Origin of the sequence: Nocardia sp. NPDC005825 (assembly GCF_040630175.1) — a bacterium.
GTDB lineage: Bacteria > Actinomycetota > Actinomycetes > Mycobacteriales > Mycobacteriaceae > Nocardia.
The window spans coordinates 38,575-55,603 of the sequence record NZ_JBEXXC010000011.1 but is presented as its reverse complement, the minus strand read 5'-3'; the positions used below and the strand labels follow the sequence as shown (position 1 = coordinate 55,603).

The window sequence follows — 17,029 nt, the reverse complement described above, 5'->3', positions numbered from 1 at the left end:
GGGGAGTGACAGATGACCACGTTGAACCATTACCGGACCGGAAGCGGCGAACCGCTCGTGCTGGTGCACGGCGTCGGCAGCCGCTGGGAGGTGTGGGAGCCGATCATCGGCACACTGGCCGAATCCTTCGATGTGATCGCCGTGGACCTGCCCGGCTTCGGCAGCAGCGAGCCGCTGGCCGACACCACCGTCACCACCCTGGCCGACGCGCTCGCCGCATTCCTCACCGCCGAGGGGGTCGAGCAGCCGCATCTGGCGGGCAATTCCATGGGCGGCGGCATCGTCCTGGACCTGGCCGCCCGCGGCCTGGCCCGCTCGGCCACCGCCTTCTCCCCCATCGGCTGCTGGGACACGTCCGGCCGGATCTGGTGCCAGCAGGCGCTCGGGCGGGCGAAACAGCTGCTCACCGCGGTGCGCCCGGCCGTGCCCACCGTGGTCGGCAATACCGTGGGCCGGTCCGCCACCCTCGGCCTGGTCTTCGGCAAGCCCTGGCAGCTCGACACCCGGATGTCGATGGAGACCGTCGAGGGCCTGCTCGGCGCGGAGGGCTTCGACGCCGCGCTGGCCTCCTTCACGAACTTCCGGCTCCCCGAACCGGCGGCCCTGGCCGATGTCCCTGTCACCATCGCCTGGGGTGATCGTGACATCCTGCTCACGTACGCCACCCAGGCTCGCCGCGCCCGCACGCTGCTGCCCGGTGCGCGGCACGTCACCCTGCACGGCAGCGGCCACACGCCGTTCTCCGACGATCCGGCCGGCTGTGCGCGACTGCTCCTGGACCAGCTCGGATAAGGAATGACCGTGAGCCACAACGTTTCCCTGACCATCGACGGCGACCGGGCGTACGTGGCCCTCGACCGGCCGGACAAGCACAACGGCCTGACCATCGACATGCTCGAGGAGCTGGTCCGGGTGGCGGGCGTGATCGGCAAGCGCCCGGACGTGCGCGCGGTCATCCTGACCGGCAACGGGCCCAGCTTCAGCTCCGGGCTGGACGTCGCCAAGGCGATGGGCAACCCACTCGACGTGGTCCGCAACTTCGTCCCGCTGCCGTGGCGCGGCACCAACACCTTCCAGGAGGCGTGCTGGGCGTGGCGGCGGCTGCCGCAGCCGGTGATCGCGGTGGTGCACGGCCGTTGCTACGGCGGCGGACTGCAGCTCGCGCTCGCGGCCGACTTCCGGTTCGTCACACCGGATTCGGAGTTCTCGGTGATGGAGGCCAAGCACGGCCTGATCCCCGACATGACCGGCGCGGCCACGCTGTCGCGGCTCATCGGCATCGATCAGGCGCTGCTGCTGACCATGACCGCCGACCCGGTCGACGCCGCCTACGCCGAGCGCATCGGTCTGGTCACCGAGGTCTCCGCGGACCCGCTCGCGGCCGCCGAGAAGCTGGCCGATCGGATCGCGACGCGCTCCCCGCACGCGGTGGCGGCCGCCAAGAAGATGTTCGACCGCACCTGGCAAACTTCGGTGCGCCGGACCCTGTCGATCGAACGCGCCACCCAGCTGCCTCTTATCGTCCGACAGGCCCTCGGACGTGATAGGAATGGAAAGTAAGCCAATTCACGGCAAACACACTGGTGTGCAGTCACGATCGACTCGCGATCACTGTTAGCATTTTCACACTTTGCCAACGAGTCGAACGCATTGTGCGGTCCGCCACATACCGTTTGGTCCGCGCATTATTCGGCGAGACCCGGAGGACGCACGCAATTGACCAAGACCGCTCCGCTGCTGCTGTCCGCTGTGGCCGGTGCCACGGCCTTGCTCCTGGCGATGACATCACCGGCCGCAGCGAACCCCAACGCCATCAATCCGATTCCCGTGCTCAACGGAACCAACGGTTTGCCACAGCTACCGGGCCGGACCAAGGCCGTCTTCCAGGTCACCGGCATGGCGAGCCCCAACAACACCCAGGCCTACAACGTGCTCGGCACCGACCTGGGCATCATGTGGGACAACGGCAACGGCGAAATGCTGACCGCCTTCGGTGACACCGCCGGTCTGGGCCTGCCGAACCTGCTGGTCGGCAGCACCTGGGCCTGGCGCTCCAACATCCTGGTCCGCTCGCACACCCAGGACCCGGCCAACGGCGTCTACTTCGACTCCGTGGTGCGGGACATCTTCGGCCAGGCCCGCGACCTGATCCCCAGCCCCAAGATCCCCTTCATCGAGATCAGCCGCATCCCCACCGCGGCCATCTCGGTCGGCGGCACCCAGATCATGAGCCTGATGTCGGTGAAGAGCTGGGACGACGTCGGCCAGTGGACCACCAACTACTCCAGCCTCGCGGTATCCGGCGACAACGGCGAGAACTGGGTCGAACTGCCGGCCACCCGCCGCGCCGACGACGGCGGCAACTCCAACTTCCAGATGAACGCCTTCGTCAAGCGCGGCGGCTTCCTGTACAACTTCGGCACCGACTCCGGGCGCAACCACCCGGCCTACGTGGCCCGCGTCCCGGAGGGCGCCGCCACCGATCTCGGCGCCTACGAGTACTGGGACGGCGGCAGGTGGCAGAAGGACGTCAATGCCGCGCAGCCGGTGGTGGGCGGCGGCGTCTCCGAGATGTCGGTGATGTGGAACGACTACCTCGGGCAATACATCATGCTGACCACGGACCCGTGGAACTCGGTGGTCATGTACACCTCGCCGAGCCCGGAGGGGCCGTGGAGCCCCCCGTCGGTGCTCATCGACACCCGTGAACTCCCGACCGCGTACGCGCCCTACATCTTCCCGTACCAGACCGGGCGTGACCTGTACTTCCTCACCACCGTCCACAGCCAGTACAACGTGCTGCTGATGCACACGACGCTCTAGCGGGACCCGACTCCCGGGACTCCGCCCCGCTCGACCCGCCGCCCGCGAACGCCCCCGTTCGCGGGCGGCTTTCGTCGGCGGGCACAACTTCTAGACTCGTTCCCATGGATGCCGCCGCATGGGACGAGCACTACTCCGCCACCGAACTGGTGTGGGGCGCGCCCCCGAACGCCACGGTGGTCGAGCAGGTCTTCGGGCTGGAACGCCGGGTGCCGGTCGGCGTGCACGGGGTCGGCAAGGGCCGGCCCGAGCTGCCGCGAGTACTGGATCTCGGCTGCGGCGAGGGCCGCAACGCGCTCTGGCTCGCCACCCACGGCTGGCAGGTCGACGCCGTCGACTTCTCCCAGACCGGCATCGACAAGGGCCGTACCGTCGCCGCCCGGCTCTCCCGCTCGGTGCGCGGGCGCATCCACTGGGTGCACGGCGATGTCACCGATCTGGACCGCGCGGGCATCACCGGTCCCTACGAACTGATCCTGGTCGCCTTCCTGCACCTGCCGCCCGAAGACCGTCGCATCCTGCTGCTGCGCGCGGCCGGGATGCTCGCCCCCGAGGGCACCCTGCTGGTCATCGGCAACGACACCCTCAATCTGGCCGAAGGCTATGGCGGCGAACAGGATCCGGCCCTCACCTTCACCCCGGCCGACATCATCGCCGATCTCGCCGCCGCCGAACCGGCCATTCGCGTCCAGATCGCCGACCGCGTGCACCGGCCCACCGAGGATCGCGACGCCATCGACGCCCTGGTGGTCGCCACCCGCCCGGCGGTCGAGGATCCGGACGCGCCGCGGGCCCTCGAGGTTCCCCAGCCCCCGGCGCTGGACATGTTCTGACCGTCGCGCGACCCGTCAGTGGTCGACGGTCAGCCCCGTGAGCCGCGCGCTCTCGTCCCACAGCCGCGTGCGGCGCGCCGGATCGGTGGTGTGCGCGGCTGTCGCGACATCCTTGCGGCGCACGAAGAATCGACCGGACACGCCCTCGAGTTCGGGCGCGGTGGCCAGCCAGACCGGGGTATCGGCCCCGGCGTCGGGACCGGGCAGCAGCGGGTTGACCCACTGCGACCAGCCGAAGACCCGCAGCAGCCCGCGCGCGGATTCCCGGCCCAGCCCGGTGTGCCGGATGATCCCCGGATGCGCGCCGTTGACGGTCACGCCGCTGCCCGCGAGCCGCTCGGCCAGGCTGTAGACGAACATCGCGTTCATGTTCTTGGTGCGCCCGTAGGCCACGAAAGGCCGGAAACTGGGCGGGAATCCGAGCGCGCGTGGATTCCTGAATCCCAGATCGTCGAGATCGACGGGCACCGAGCGCAAGGCGGTCGGTGACGCACCGACCACCACCAGTCGCGCGGATCGCCCGGTGTCGGCGAGGTTCTCGCCCAGGGTGCGCAGCAGCAGGTACGGCGCGAGGTGATTGGTGGCCAGGGTCGGCTGCAAGCCCTCTGCGGTGCGGACGGCGATATCGGCCACCACCGCCGCATTGCTGATCAGGATGTCGATGCGGCTGTCCCGCAGGCGATCCGCGAGTGAGCGTACGTCCGCGACCAGCGAGAGGTCCGCGAGTTCGTCCCGCAGTACGGCGTCGGGCACCACCGCCGTGATCCGTTCCCGCGCGGCGCGCAGCCGGCCCGGGTCCCGCCCGACCAGCACCACCTCCGCACCGGCCGCGGCCAGCTGCCGCGCGATCGCTTCTCCGATGCCGTTCGTCGCGCCCGTGACGACGGCTGTTGTTCCCCGGTCCATACCCGCTCCCATCAGAGGTTGACATTGTCAACCTAAGCGCGCTGGTTGACACTGTCAACCGCTGATTACGATGGACCGATGCCGCCGTCCACCCGCACCGTGCTGCTCGATTCCGCCCTCCGCCTGCTCGACGCCGGCGGGGTCGAGGCCGTCACGCTGCGCGAGGTCGGCAGCGGCGCGGGCGTCTCGCACAACGCGCCCTACAAACATTTCGCCAACAAGGACGCGCTGCTCGCGGCGGTCGCCGCCCGCGAATTGTCGGAACGCTCAGCCGATTTCGCGCGCATCGTGCAGGAGCGCCCGGAGCCGGTCGAGATGCTGCGCGGGGTGCTGCACGGCTACATCGCGTGGGCCCTGGAACACCCCGCCCGCTTCAAGCTGGTCTTCGGCCACTGGGCCGACGAGACCCCCGAACTCGCCGAGACCGGCCGCAATGCCCAGAACGCCTTGATCGCCCTGGTCGGGCTGGCACAGGAGGCGGGCAGCCTGCCCGGCGGCGACACCGAACGGATGGCCTCCCTGGTCCGCGCGCTGGCCCACGGGGCCGCCGACCTCGCCTCCTCCGGCCACCTGGACGCGAACGGCAAGGGGCACGCGACGCCGACCGACCTCGTCGACGACCTGCTCGCCTACCTGAACAAGGCCCGCTGAGCCCGCAGGACGGACCCGTCCGGCGGCGCGCAACCGCTCAGTTCGCGGACCAGCGCTCCAGCCACGGCTCGATCGCGGCGACGATCTCCTCGAACCCGGCGCGATACGAATGCGCCTGTCCCGCAATGACATGCACCTCGGCCGCATCGGCGGCGTCGGGAATGCCGAAGGGGTCGCGCGCGCCATTGACCACGACGACCTCGATGTCGCCGGGCTCGAGCAGTTCCTCGCGCCGCGACTTCTCCGGCTTACCCGGCGGATGCAGCGGGAACGACAGCGCGACCACGCCGCGCGCACCGGCCGCACGAGCGGTCCGGCACGCCACCCGCGCGCCATTGCTGCGCCCGCCCTGGATCAGCGGCGCGCCCCGGACCTTCTTCCGCAGGGCCGCGATGATTTCCAGCCAGGCCGCGTCCTGCACGTCGGCCTTGCCGGGCGCGCGCCGCCCCGCGACCCGATAGGGCTGGGTCACCAGCGCCACCGCGCCGCCCCGGGCGACAGCCGAATCCCGCACGGCCAGCAAATCTTTCGCATCGACCCCGCCGCCGGAGCCGTGGGTGAGCACCAGCAGGAATCCGGGCTTCTTCCGCCCGGGCTCGGCGATCTCCACCTCCGCCGGTCCGGCACTCGTCTCGATCCGCATATACGCACCGTAACCACCGTCACAGGCCGGTTTCGCGCGGCACACCGGAGGTGTGCGCGAGGGTTGCCCACCCGCCCGGAGCGGACTGTGTCGAGGGCCTCACGGCGCCCCGGCATCGATCTCCCGCAGGGCTTTCACCTGCGACGACGGGATCCCCACGGACTCAACGGAACCCCTGCCCCCGGTTACCCGCGTGCTTTCGGTCACATTCGGCCTCGATCGGGTTGGCGGGCCCCCTACCGGTCGGTAACATGGCGCATAAGTTACCCGCTAGTAGCGCTGCTTTACGGTGTCTACCCGGTGGAGACCTTACGGGCGGGAACGGCACACACCGAACCGCACCCATCTCAATGGAGAGTGAGTACGACCATGGGTCACTACAAGAGCAACGTTCGCGACCTCGAGTTCAACCTGTTCGAGTTCCTGGGCATCCAGAAGCTCCTCGACGCGGGCGCCTACGGCGACCTCGACGCCGACACCGTCAAGGAAATGCTGAGCGAGGTCCGTCGCCTGGCCGAGGGCCCGCTGGCCGAGTCCTTCGCCGATGCCGACCGCAACCCGCCGGTGTTCAACCCCGACACCCACACGGTCACTCTCCCCGAGTCCTTCAAGAAGTCCTACCGCGCCCTCGAGGACGGCGGCTGGTCCAAGGTTCCCGTCCGCGAGGAGCTCGGTGGCCTCGGCGCCCCGTCCGTCGTCGGCTGGGCGCTGGGCGAGATGGTCCTGGGCGCCAACCCGGCCGCCCAGATGTACGCCGCCGGTGCGGGTTTCGCGCAGGTCTTCTACAACAACGGCACCGATGAGCAGAAGCAGTGGGCTCAGAAGATCGCCGACCGCAACTGGGGCGCCACCATGGTGCTGACCGAGCCCGACGCGGGCTCCGACGTCGGCGCCGGCCGCACCAAGGCGATCCAGCAGGAGGACGGCTCCTGGCACATCGAGGGCGTCAAGCGCTTCATCACCTCGGGTGACTCGGACGACCTCTTCGAGAACATCATGCACCTGGTGCTGGCCCGCCCCGAGGGCGCCGGCCCGGGCACCAAGGGTCTGTCGCTGTTCTACGTGCCGAAGTTCCACTTCGACTTCGACACCGACACCCTGGGTGAGCGCAACGGCGTGTTCGTCACCAATGTCGAGCACAAGATGGGCATCAAGGTCTCGGCCACCTGTGAGGTCACCTTCGGCGGCCACGGCGTGCCCGCCAAGGGCTGGCTGGTCGGCGAGGTCCACAACGGCATCGCGCAGATGTTCGACGTCATCGAGAACGCTCGAATGATGGTGGGCACCAAGGCCATCGCCACCCTGTCGACCGGTTACCTGAACGCGCTGGACTACGCCAAGACCCGCGTGCAGGGCGCCGACCTGACCCAGATGACCGACAAGGCCGCCCCGCGCGTCACCATCACCCACCACCCGGACGTGCGTCGTTCGCTGGCCATGCAGAAGGCGTACGCCGAGGGCCTGCGCGCCGTGTACCTGTACACCGCCGCGCACCAGAACGCCGACGTCGCCGAGCTGGTCTCGGGCGCCGACAAGGACACCGCGTTCCGCGTCAACGACCTGCTGCTCCCGATCGTCAAGGGTGTCGGCTCCGAGCGGGCCTACCAGTACCTGACCGACTCGCTGCAGACCTTCGGTGGCTCCGGCTTCCTGCAGGACTACCCGATCGAGCAGTACATCCGCGACGCCAAGATCGACTCGCTGTACGAGGGCACCACCGCCATCCAGGCGCAGGACTTCTTCTTCCGCAAGATCGCCCGCGACCGCGGTGTGGCGCTGGCCCACGTGGCCGGCCAGATCCAGCAGTTCATCGAGCGCGAGGGTGGCAACGGCCGCCTGAAGGCCGAGCGCAAGCTGCTCGCCACCGCCCTCGAGGATGTCCAGGGCATGGCCGCCACCCTGACCGGGCACCTGATGGGCGCCCAGCAGGACCCGAAGGAGCTCTACAAGGTCGGCCTGGGTTCGGTCCGCTTCCTGCTGGCCGTCGGTGACCTGATCATCGGCTGGCTGCTGCTGTCGCAGGCCGAGGTCGCCATCAACGCCCTCGACGCCGGCTCCACCGAGAAGTTCTACGACGGCAAGATCGCCACCGCGCAGTTCTTCGCCCGCAACGTGCTTCCGGAGCTGACCTCCGTCCGCACCGTCCTGTCGAACCTCGACAACGACATCATGGAGCTGGACGAAGCCGCCTTCTGACGAAGGTCCCGGGGGCTCAGCCCCCGAACCTCCAGCACACAGCGATGCGGCCCGGATTCTTCCGGGCCGCATCGCTTTTGGTCGTTATTGGCACCGCACGACCGGGATCGGGTCGTACTTGACGGTGCGGGTGTTGCGGGAGATCTCCTTGCCCGTCTTGGCGTCGCGGATGACGCGGGTGTCGGAGGTGGTGAAGCCCGAGCCGCCACCGGAGGGCACGCAGTCCTTGCCGGCGGGCAGCGTGATGGTCTGGGGCTCGGTGTATTTGGAGCGGTCGCCGGTGATCGATTCGACGTCGACGGTCTTGGTGCTCCACATGCGGACGGTCACGTTGGAGTCATCCGAGGTGGCGTCGATGATCACGCCGTACGGGGTGTTGTTGCGGAACTTCAGGTCGATCGCGCCGTCGAAGACGGTGGCCTCGCGGGCGGCCGGATAGCGCGAGATGTAGTAGCTGTGCTCGGTGTGGCCCGCGTCCTCCATGCCCGCGAAATAGGCGGCGTTGTAGAGGGTCGTGGCGAACTGCGAGATGCCGCCGCCGACCGCGTTGGCGGGACGGCCGTTGTTGATGATGCCGGACTCCACGTAGCCCTCGGCCACGCCGCGGGGGCCGGTGAAACCGTTGAGCGAGAACGTCTCCCCGGGCCGCACCAGCGCGCCGTTGACCTTGCGGGCGACCACGCCGATGTTCACCCCGGACGGCCCGCTGAACCCGCCGGTGGTGAAGGAGCCGATCACCTCGGTGATGCCCAGCTTGCCCGCCTCCTCCGTGGTCAGCTTGGGCTGCACCTCCTTGTAGGCCACCGGTTTCACCCGCATCCCGGGCGAAGTCAGCACGGCCGGAAGGTCTTCCAGGGTCTTGTCCCAGTCGACCAGCAGCCCGGGCACCGCGGGCCGCACACCGGCACGAGAACCGCTCAGGTCGAAGCTCGCGTCCTGCGGCTTCGTCTCGGTGGCCTGCAACTGCGGGGCCAGGATGGCGATCATCGCCTCCCGGTTGATCGAAAGGCTCAGTCCGCCATGGCCATCCGGCGGGAAGGAGAGGACGCCCGCGATCTGCGCCGGTTCCACGGTGGCGTCGCGGCCCTGTCCGGTGAACGTGATCGGGGCGCGTACGGCCGGTTCGGCGACCATCTGCAGGGTGCGGTCGACGGCGTCGGCGGTCACCGTGGCCGGGGTCTCCACCATGGGCAGGGTCATCGCCGATCCGTCGGCCCAGTGCTCGATCAGGTCAGTGCGGGCGGCCGGGGCGTCGAGGGTCAGGCCGGGCACCGGGCGGACCGCGACGGGCCGCGCGCCCTCGAAGGCGATCCCGCCCTCGACCGGACGCCGGTCGTGCGCCCGCAGGGCCTCCAGCTGCTTGTCCAGGGCCGCGGCGTCGACGGTGGCGGCGGGTTCCACGTCGTGGGTGGTGAAGAAGGACGCGATCCGGGTGACGGGGTTGAGCGGCTGACCGCCGATCCGGTCCCAGGTGCCGTCCCAGTCGACGCCCAGTCCGGCGGCCCGCGGCACCACGTCGGTGGCGGTGTCCCCGGTGCGGACGGTGATCGGGCGGGTCGCCCGCTGTTCGAGCGCGGGTTCCAGCCGGGCCCGTGCGGCCGCCCGGTCCTCGCCGCCGATATCGATCCCGGCCACCTGGGTACCGCGCGGCACATTTCCGGACGAAACGGACAGGTCAACCAGGTATCCGACCGTCGCAGCGGCGGCCAGCACACCCACGGCGATTCCGGCGCGACGCCCGGCCTTCGAATTCAGAACGTGGCGTACGCGAGCAATTTCACCGGTCACGAAGCATCTCCCCAGCTCTCAGCAAACCTGCTGCAACGATACCGGTCGTCCGGTTTCGGGCCAGTCCTGAGATGCAAAGAGCTCCGTGCGGTTGCCGGGTCGGGGGTCTGGCAACAGCACGGAGCCACCCGTTCTATCGACACCGGTTCCAGGGTGTTACACACCCATTTCACGAATCGGGATATCGATCCGGACGAGCTATCGTCGTACTGATCAAGGCGACACCTGATCTCGTGAGATGCGGGTAAATCACCGGGTACGCCCAAGGTCGGTGCGGCTCCCAACCGCCGGCACGGGTCCACGACGGTGAACGGCTCTCAGCCGCCCGCTCGAGGCGCGGAGAGGCGGATTGGGCCATGCAGCTGGGGATGATCGGGCTCGGGCGGATGGGCGCGAATATCGTGCGCCGGATCGTGCGCGACGGGCATACCGCGGTCGGATATGAACGCAAGCCCGGGCACATCGAGGAACTCGCGGGGGAACTGGGCGACAAGTTCCAGGGCAGTACCGAACTCCAGAAATTCGTGGCCATGCTCGACACTCCACGCGTGGTGTGGGTGATGATCCCCGCCGGCGCGACGGGCCCGGTCATCGACGATGTCGCCGAGCTGCTGGAACCCGGCGACATCATCATCGACGGCGGCAACAGCCGCTACCACGAGGACATCGCCCGCGCGAACAAGCTGCGGCCCACGGGGATTCACTACATCGACATCGGCACCTCGGGCGGCGTGTTCGGCCTCGACCGCGGCTTCTGCCTGATGATCGGCGGCGAACCGGAGCCGGTCGCGCACCTGGATCCGCTGCTGAGGTCCATCGCCCCCGGCGTCGATGCCGCGCCCCGCACACCGGGCCGCAGCGGCACTCCGTCCCAGGCCGAGCAGGGCTATCTGCACTGCGGCCCGGCGGGTGCGGGGCATTTCGTGAAGATGGTGCACAACGGGATCGAATACGGCGCCATGGCCGCCTATGCCGAGGGCCTCAATATCCTGCACAAGGCGAATGTCGGCGACGAGCAGGACGATGAGCATTCCGCGGAAGTCACGCCGCTCGAACATCCCGAGTACTACCGCTACGACATCGATATCCCCGAGGTGGCCGAGGTGTGGCGGCGCGGATCGGTCGTGGCGTCCTGGCTGCTGGATCTCACCGCCGCCGAGTTGTACGCCGACCCGAATCTCGATTCCTTCGGCGGCCGGGTCTCCGACTCCGGGGAGGGCCGCTGGACCGTGGACGCCGCCATCGACGAGGGCGTGCCCGCGCCGGTGCTGTCGGCGGCCCTGTTCCAGCGCTTCGCCTCCCGCGGCGAAGCCCTGTTCGCGGACAAGACGCTGTCGGCCATGCGCCAGGCCTTCGGCGGGCATCACGAACTGCCGCCGGGCTGAATTCGCCACGCGCGGTGGCACACCCGGCTTCGGCGGTGCCACACCCCGGTGTCGATGGCATGGGTTTCGACGGGGGCGACTACCGTCGAAGTATGCGCCTTGCACCGGGGATCGTTGTCGCGGTAACCGCCCTCGCCCTGACCGCCTGTTCGAGCGGGAAGGACTCCACCGACGCCGCGCCGACCAGCGGTAGCGCGGCACCGAGCAGCAGCAGCGTCGTCGCGCCGCCGCCGACGACGGGCAAGCAGGACTGCGCGGCCGGGTACCTCTCGGAGTTCACCCTGCGGCAGAAGCTCGCGCAGCTGCTGACCGTCGGCGTGACCGGTGAGGCCGACGCCGAGAACGTGGTGCGGAACGAGCAGATCGGCGGCATCTTCATCGGCAGCTGGACCGACAAGGCCATGCTGGCCCAGCATCAGGTCGACGCCGTTCAGCAGGCGTCGCGGACCCCGCTCATGGTGACCATCGACGAGGAGGGCGGCCGGGTCTCGCGGGCCAAGGACCTGATCGGGCCCGCGCCCTCGGCCCGGGTGATCGCCCAGACCATGAGCCCCGACGAGTTCTACACCTTCAGCCTGGACCGCGCGAAGAAGCTGCGGGCCCTCGGTGTGACCGTGGACTTCGCGCCGGACACCGATGTGAGCGCGCAGCCCGACGACTCGGTGATCGGCGACCGCTCCTTCTCCGACGATCCGGATGTGGTGACGCAGTACGCGGGCGCGCAGATCCGGGCCATGAAGGACGCCGGGGTGGGCAGTGTGATCAAGCATTTCCCTGGTCACGGCTCGGGTTCGGGCGACTCGCACACCGGCGCGGTGCGCACGCCGCCGCTGGATCAGATGCAGACCACGGACCTGGTGCCGTTCCGCAATCTGGTGGATTCGGGCGCCGCCGTGATGGTCGGGCACCTGGACGTGCCGGGTCTGACCACCCCGAATGTGCCGGCCAGCATCAGCCCGCAGGCGATGGCGCTGCTGCGTCAGGGCACGGGTTACGGCGCAGCACCCTTCGAGGGCGTCATCTTCACCGATGACCTGGGCGGCATGGCCGCGATCACCAGCCGGATGAGCATCGAGGACGCGGTGGAGGCCGCCCTCATCGCGGGCGCCGACAATGCCCTGTGGATCACCACGGACGCGGTGCCGAAGGTGCTGGACCGGCTCGTGGCGGCGGTGAACAGTGGCCGCTTACCGGGATCCCAGGTGGATGCCTCGGTCTTGCGCATGGCAAAGTTCAAGGGCTCCGCGCCGCACTGCTGAGATCGGCCCCGACGCCGCCGTCCAGGCATGGCGAATCACCGGCAATTCACACTGGCGGAACTTACCATGGAGTAAGATAAGGGCTTCGGCGCTTGCGATGAGCGCTGACTGTCCGGTCCGAGGAGAGTGAATGGCAGGCGGAACGAAACGGCTTCCTCGCGCGGTGCGCGAGCAGCAGATGCTCGACGCCGCCGTGGAGGTCTTCTCGCGCAAGGGCTACCACGACACCTCGATGGACGCGATCGCCGCCGAGGCGAAGATCTCCAAGCCGATGCTGTACCTCTACTACGGCTCCAAGGACGAACTCTTCCGCGCCTGCATCCTGCGCGAGAGCGCGCGGTTCATCGAAGCGGTCGCGGTCGCGGGCAACCCGAAGCTCACCCCGCACGAGCAGCTGCGCGCGGGCCTGGAGGCGTTCCTCGCCTACGTGGACCAGAACCGGCTGTCCTGGCAGGTCCTCTACCGGCAGGCGCTCGGCCAGCAGCCGTTCGCCACCGAGATCGCCAACAGCCGCGACCGGATCATCGAACTGACCGCGAAACTGCTGGAGTCCAGCGCCAAGTACGCCGAGCCGGGCACCAATTTCGAGGTGGTGTCGGTGGCGGTGATCGGCGCCGGCGAGGCCATCGCCGACCGGGTCGCGAGCGGGCAGATCGACATGGACGTGGCGGTGAACCTGCTCGACGATCTGGCCTGGCGCGGTCTGTCCGGCAACAAGAAGCGGGCCGAGCCCGCCTGATCCGGTCGGCCCGCCGGACTTGCCGTCCCGGCGCGCGCCTGCCACAGTTCGCTGCGATCGTGTTGCAGGACGGCCCTTCCGGCCGGGGAGCGGGGACATCTTGTTCGGCTTGCTGAAGCCGTGCGCGCACAGTGCGGCACGGCACGGAATCGACCCGTCGGCGTGGCAGGCGCACCTGTGCGGCCTGTGCCTGAGCCTGCGCGACGGGCACGGCCAGCTGGCCCGCGCGGCCACCAATACCGACGCCATCGTGCTCGAGATCCTCACCGAGGCACAGCAATCGCTGCCCTCGGCACGTACGGCCGCGGGCCCGTGCCCGCTGCGCGGTATGCGCCGGGCCGAGGTGCTCGCCGCGGACGCGCCCGGCGTCCGGCTGGCCGCCACCGCGTCACTGCTGCTGGGCGCGGCCAAGATTCGCGATCACGTGGACGACGGTGACGCCTACCGGCTGGCCCGCCGTCCGCTGACCCGCGTCTCCACCCGCTGGCACGCCCGGGCCCGCTCGGCCGCCGCGCCGCTCGGCCTGGACGTGGAGCCCCTGATCGCGGCCATCGAATCGCAGCTGCGCCTGGAGAACTCGCCCGGCAGCTCGCTGGCGGAACTGACCGAGCCGACCCAGGTCTGCGCCGCGGAACTGTTCGCGCACACCGCGATCCTGGCCGATCGCCCCGAGAACGCTGACGCGCTGCGCGAAGCCGGATGGCATTTCGGCCGGATCGCCCATCTCGCGGACGCGCTCGAGGATCTCGACGCCGACCGGGCCGAGGGGCGCTTCAATCCGCTGTCCGCCACCGGAACCACGCCGGAGCAGGCGCATGCCCTGGTGGCCGAATCGAATTCGCTCCTGCGCGCGGCCCTGACCCGGGTCGCCCTGGACCGGACCGCGACCGTCCGCTGGGCGCTGCTCGATCCGCTCGGGACTGTCGTCAAGCGGCTCGGCCGCGCCGCGGGCGTCGTCCGCACCTGCGCCACGGGCGCGTGCAGCACCCACGGCGCCGCGCAGCCGGTGGCCGCGTTCACGCAGCGCCCGGATTCGGTTGACCTCGACAAGAAACCGAGCCTGCTCGAGGGTCTCGGCATCATCTGCACCCAGTACTGCACCGGGTACGCGTGCTGCGCGGAGCACACCGGCCCGTGCAGCGGCCGCCGCAAGGAGCCGTGGATGAACTGCTGCGACGGCTGCGGGAATTGCGGCTGCGACGGCTGTGACGGTTGCGGGGACTGCTGCGACTGTGACTGCGACTGCTGCGACTGCGGTTGCGATTGCAACTGCTGACGCCGGACCACCGTCGGCCCCCACGAAATGACAAGAGCCGCACGCTGTTTCGTATCGGATGTAGAAACCCCTGCGTGGCGACATCCGGTATTCGGTTCAGCGTGCGGCTCTTCACCCCCGTCGGGCGGGCCGTGTGATCACGACTCCGCCCGAAACCTCGGGTGTCAGGCTCGTACTCAGCGCAGCGTAGCGGTGAGGTGCGGATAGCCCTTCTTCGGGTGCTTCAAGGACAAGTCCCACCCATCGGACACCTGGTCGGCGTACACGTTCACGGTGGACGGCAGCAGGATCGGCTTGCCGAACTTCACCGAGTAGGTGGCCCGGTCCGGAACCCGGCCCTCGATGGACCCGAGGATGGCGGCCGCCGACCACATGCCGTGCGCGATCGGCTTCGGGAAGCCGAAGGCCTTGGCGCCCAACGCCGAGGTGTGGATCGGGTTGTGGTCGCCCGAGGCGGCGGCGTAGCGGTTGATCATCTTCTGATCGACCCGCAGCGTGCGCAGCGGCGCGGGCGGCACCTCGTCCGGCTTCGGCTCCGGCTTGGGCCCGCCGGACAGCGAGGTGCGCTGCTGGTGCAGGAAGGTGGTGACCTGCCGCCACACCAGCTCACGACCGACGCTCACCTCGGTGACGGCGTCCACGAGCAGGCCCTTCGGGTGCTCGCGCAGGTTCTCGATGTGGGTGTCGAAGTCCAGCGGCTCGGCGACCGAGATGGGACGGGTGCGCTCGATGACGTTCTCCGCGTGCACCGCGCCGACCGCCACGAACGGGAAGTCCCGGGCGACGACCAGCTGCATGGCCAGCGGGAAGCTGAGCACGAACGGGTAGGTCAGCGGCAGCGAGTCGCTGAAGCGCAGCCCGGTGGCCCGGCAGTAGGCGGCCAGGTGGTCCGGGTTCACCCGGAAGCCCTCCAGCCGGACGCTGCGGTCGGGCAGGGTCGGCTTGCGGGCCGAGAGTCCGGGCACCGGCAGCGCGCCGAGGGCGGCCTTGACGAACAGGCCGCCGTTCTTCGGCACCTCGGACAGCGTGATGGTCTGCGACATCATGCTCCGATCATGGCCTGGCCGCAGACGCGAACGATGTTGCCGTTCACCGCGTTCGAGGCCGGGGAGGCGAAGTAGGCGATGGTCTCGGCGACGTCCACGGTCTGACCGCCCTGCAGCAGGGAGGACAGCAGGCGGCCGCCCTCGCGGGTGGCCAGCGGGATGGCGGCGGTCATGGCGGTCTCGATGAAGCCGGGGGCCACCGCGTTGATGGTGATGCCCTTCTCGGCCAGCTTCGGGGCCTCGGCGTTCACCATGCCGATGACACCGGCCTTGGAGGCGCCGTAGTTGGTCTGACCGCGGTTACCGGCGATACCGGCAATGGAGGACACGTCGATGACGCGGCCGCCCGCGCGCAGCGCGCCCGCGGCGACCAGACCCTCGGTGATGCGGTGCGGCGCGGCCAGGTTCACGTTGATGACCGAGTTCCAGCGGCCCTCGTCCATATTCGCGAGCAGCTTGTCGCGGGTGATGCCGGCGTTGTGGACGACGATGTCGATGCCGCCGAAGCGCTCGGTGGCGAAGGCGGCCAGCTTCTCGGCGGCGTCGGCGGCGGTGACGTCCAGCGCGAGGGCGGTGGCGCCGACCTTGTTGGCGGTCTCGGACAGCGCCTCACCGGCGGCCGGGATGTCGGCGACGATCACGGTCGCGCCGTCCCGGGCGAAGACCTCGGCGATGGTGGCGCCGATACCGCGGGCGGCGCCGGTGACCACGGCCACCTTGCCCTCCAGCGGCTTGTCCCAGGAGGCGGGGGCGACGGCGTCGTCGGAGCCGACCCGGAAGACCTGACCGTCGACGAAGGCCGACTTGCCCGACAGCACGAAGCGCAGGGTGGACTCCAGACCCGTTGCGGCGGTGGCGGCTTCGGGGTGCAGGTACACGAGGTTGGCGGTGGCGCCGCGCAGCAGCTCCTTGCCGACCGAGCGGGTGAAGCCCTCGAGCGCGCGCTGCGCGATCTGGCCGTCGACCGAACCGGCCAGCTCCGGAGTGGTGCCGATGACCAGCACGCGGCCCGACGGGGCGATGCTGCGCATGGCGGGCTGGAAGAACTCGAACAGCTGCTGCAGCTCTTCGATGGTGCGGATGCCGGTGGCGTCGAACACCAGCGCGCCGAACTTCACACCCGGGGTGACGGCGTCGACGAAGGTGTAGTCGCCCAGCAGGTTTCGCACGGCGTCCGCGGCGCGGCCCTTGCCGCCGAGCAGCACGGGGCCGGGGAGGGCGGCTTCGCCCGCCTTGTAGCGGCGCAGCGTCTCCGGCTGCGGCAGGCCCAGCTTCGAGGCCAGGAACGCGCCGGGGGCGGAGTGAACGAAAGATCCGTAGAGGTTGGGAGCGCCCTTGCTCTTGCTGGCAGCCACGTTTCCTACCTTCTCCTTGTCTAGGTCCGCGGGAAGCGGCATAGCGCACATCTGCGGGGTACGGTGTCGACAATGAACTTACTCCAGAGTAAGTTTAATGTAAACCGACTGACGCGCACCCCTCGGGGC

The 17,029-nt window shown here is 69.4% G+C and carries 15 protein-coding genes; 10 read left to right on the top strand and 5 right to left on the bottom strand.

Annotated elements, in window-relative coordinates; translation table 11 throughout:
* Window positions 1-12 precede the first annotated feature (12 nt).
* The 4 genes from ABZ382_RS26935 (at window position 13) to ABZ382_RS26920 (ending at window position 3,656) form a co-directional block, all read left to right on the top strand.
* Window positions 13-792 carry an alpha/beta hydrolase gene (locus tag ABZ382_RS26935; protein ID WP_357094204.1) on the top strand — a complete coding sequence of 260 codons (780 nt, stop codon included), beginning with the start codon at window positions 13-15 and terminating at the stop codon, window positions 790-792.
* A 9-nt stretch (window positions 793-801) separates the two neighbouring features.
* The gene (locus ABZ382_RS26930) at window positions 802-1,560 is read left to right on the top strand and encodes a crotonase/enoyl-CoA hydratase family protein (RefSeq protein WP_357094202.1); all 759 of its coding nucleotides are present in this window, start codon (window positions 802-804) and stop codon (window positions 1,558-1,560) included.
* A gap of 156 nt (window positions 1,561-1,716) precedes the next feature.
* Complete coding sequence (locus tag ABZ382_RS26925; RefSeq protein WP_357094199.1) at window positions 1,717-2,823, top strand: DUF4185 domain-containing protein; 1,107 nt, start codon at window positions 1,717-1,719, stop codon at window positions 2,821-2,823.
* Between the two features lie 104 nt (window positions 2,824-2,927).
* Window positions 2,928-3,656: a class I SAM-dependent methyltransferase gene (locus ABZ382_RS26920; protein WP_357094197.1), complete on the top strand. Its 729-nt coding sequence runs from the start codon at window positions 2,928-2,930 to the stop codon at window positions 3,654-3,656.
* 15 nt (window positions 3,657-3,671) lie between these two features.
* Here the strand turns inward: ABZ382_RS26920 and ABZ382_RS26915 are convergent, their stop codons facing one another.
* Complete coding sequence (locus ABZ382_RS26915; protein WP_357094195.1) at window positions 3,672-4,562, bottom strand: SDR family NAD(P)-dependent oxidoreductase; 891 nt, start codon at window positions 4,560-4,562, stop codon at window positions 3,672-3,674.
* Window positions 4,563-4,640: 78 nt separating this feature from the next.
* Between ABZ382_RS26915 and ABZ382_RS26910 the strand changes: the two genes are divergently transcribed.
* Complete coding sequence (locus tag ABZ382_RS26910) at window positions 4,641-5,213, top strand: TetR/AcrR family transcriptional regulator (RefSeq protein ID WP_357094192.1); 573 nt, start codon at window positions 4,641-4,643, stop codon at window positions 5,211-5,213.
* 37 nt (window positions 5,214-5,250) lie between these two features.
* Here ABZ382_RS26910 and ABZ382_RS26905 read toward each other — a convergent pair whose 3' ends face one another.
* Window positions 5,251-5,856 carry an alpha/beta family hydrolase gene (locus tag ABZ382_RS26905; RefSeq protein WP_357094190.1) on the bottom strand — a complete coding sequence of 202 codons (606 nt, stop codon included), beginning with the start codon at window positions 5,854-5,856 and terminating at the stop codon, window positions 5,251-5,253.
* 369 nt (window positions 5,857-6,225) lie between these two features.
* Between ABZ382_RS26905 and ABZ382_RS26900 the strand changes: the two genes are divergently transcribed.
* Complete coding sequence (locus tag ABZ382_RS26900) at window positions 6,226-8,052, top strand: acyl-CoA dehydrogenase (RefSeq protein ID WP_357094187.1); 1,827 nt, start codon at window positions 6,226-6,228, stop codon at window positions 8,050-8,052.
* Window positions 8,053-8,136: 84 nt separating this feature from the next.
* Here the strand turns inward: ABZ382_RS26900 and ABZ382_RS26895 are convergent, their stop codons facing one another.
* Window positions 8,137-9,840 (bottom strand): VanW family protein, encoded by a 1,704-nt coding sequence (locus tag ABZ382_RS26895; RefSeq protein WP_357094185.1) that lies wholly within the window; start codon window positions 9,838-9,840, stop codon window positions 8,137-8,139.
* Between the two features lie 356 nt (window positions 9,841-10,196).
* Between ABZ382_RS26895 and gnd the strand changes: the two genes are divergently transcribed.
* The 4 genes from gnd to ABZ382_RS26875 all read left to right on the top strand — a co-directional run bounded on the left by gnd (window position 10,197) and on the right by ABZ382_RS26875 (window position 14,499).
* Window positions 10,197-11,225, top strand: coding sequence for a phosphogluconate dehydrogenase (NAD(+)-dependent, decarboxylating) (gnd, locus tag ABZ382_RS26890; RefSeq protein WP_357094183.1), 1,029 nt, complete (start codon window positions 10,197-10,199; stop codon window positions 11,223-11,225).
* Between the two features lie 92 nt (window positions 11,226-11,317).
* On the top strand, window positions 11,318-12,484 hold the full coding sequence (locus ABZ382_RS26885; protein ID WP_357094180.1) for a glycoside hydrolase family 3 N-terminal domain-containing protein: 1,167 nt from the start codon (window positions 11,318-11,320) through the stop codon (window positions 12,482-12,484).
* A gap of 130 nt (window positions 12,485-12,614) precedes the next feature.
* Window positions 12,615-13,223, top strand: a complete 609-nt coding sequence (locus tag ABZ382_RS26880; RefSeq protein WP_357094177.1) for a TetR/AcrR family transcriptional regulator — start codon at window positions 12,615-12,617, stop codon at window positions 13,221-13,223.
* 100 nt (window positions 13,224-13,323) lie between these two features.
* Window positions 13,324-14,499, top strand: a complete 1,176-nt coding sequence (locus ABZ382_RS26875) for a DUF5685 family protein (RefSeq protein ID WP_357094175.1) — start codon at window positions 13,324-13,326, stop codon at window positions 14,497-14,499.
* A 176-nt stretch (window positions 14,500-14,675) separates the two neighbouring features.
* Here ABZ382_RS26875 and ABZ382_RS26870 read toward each other — a convergent pair whose 3' ends face one another.
* Both ABZ382_RS26870 and ABZ382_RS26865 read right to left on the bottom strand, forming a co-directional pair.
* Window positions 14,676-15,545: a MaoC/PaaZ C-terminal domain-containing protein gene (locus ABZ382_RS26870; protein ID WP_357094173.1), complete on the bottom strand. Its 870-nt coding sequence runs from the start codon at window positions 15,543-15,545 to the stop codon at window positions 14,676-14,678.
* The gene (locus ABZ382_RS26865) at window positions 15,542-16,942 is read right to left on the bottom strand and encodes a 3-oxoacyl-ACP reductase (RefSeq protein ID WP_357094171.1); all 1,401 of its coding nucleotides are present in this window, start codon (window positions 16,940-16,942) and stop codon (window positions 15,542-15,544) included. Before ABZ382_RS26865 ends, ABZ382_RS26870 begins: the two co-directional genes overlap by 4 nt.
* Window positions 16,943-17,029 lie beyond the last annotated feature (87 nt).

What these genes read in the sequence shown, in the direction of transcription:
- ABZ382_RS26880 (WP_357094177.1), top strand. Translation starts at nt 12,615, where the DNA reads ATGGCAGGCGGAACGAAACGGCTTCCTCGCGCGGTGCGCGAGCAGCAG.
- ABZ382_RS26915 (WP_357094195.1), bottom strand. Translation starts at nt 4,562, where the DNA reads ATGGACCGGGGAACAACAGCCGTCGTCACGGGCGCGACGAACGGCATC.
- ABZ382_RS26920 (WP_357094197.1), top strand. Translation starts at nt 2,928, where the DNA reads ATGGATGCCGCCGCATGGGACGAGCACTACTCCGCCACCGAACTGGTG.
- gnd (WP_357094183.1), top strand. Translation starts at nt 10,197, where the DNA reads ATGCAGCTGGGGATGATCGGGCTCGGGCGGATGGGCGCGAATATCGTG.
- ABZ382_RS26865 (WP_357094171.1), bottom strand. Translation starts at nt 16,942, where the DNA reads ATGCCGCTTCCCGCGGACCTAGACAAGGAGAAGGTAGGAAACGTGGCT.
- ABZ382_RS26900 (WP_357094187.1), top strand. Translation starts at nt 6,226, where the DNA reads ATGGGTCACTACAAGAGCAACGTTCGCGACCTCGAGTTCAACCTGTTC.
- ABZ382_RS26905 (WP_357094190.1), bottom strand. Translation starts at nt 5,856, where the DNA reads ATGCGGATCGAGACGAGTGCCGGACCGGCGGAGGTGGAGATCGCCGAG.
- ABZ382_RS26910 (WP_357094192.1), top strand. Translation starts at nt 4,641, where the DNA reads ATGCCGCCGTCCACCCGCACCGTGCTGCTCGATTCCGCCCTCCGCCTG.
- ABZ382_RS26935 (WP_357094204.1), top strand. Translation starts at nt 13, where the DNA reads ATGACCACGTTGAACCATTACCGGACCGGAAGCGGCGAACCGCTCGTG.
- ABZ382_RS26885 (WP_357094180.1), top strand. Translation starts at nt 11,318, where the DNA reads ATGCGCCTTGCACCGGGGATCGTTGTCGCGGTAACCGCCCTCGCCCTG.
- ABZ382_RS26870 (WP_357094173.1), bottom strand. Translation starts at nt 15,545, where the DNA reads ATGATGTCGCAGACCATCACGCTGTCCGAGGTGCCGAAGAACGGCGGC.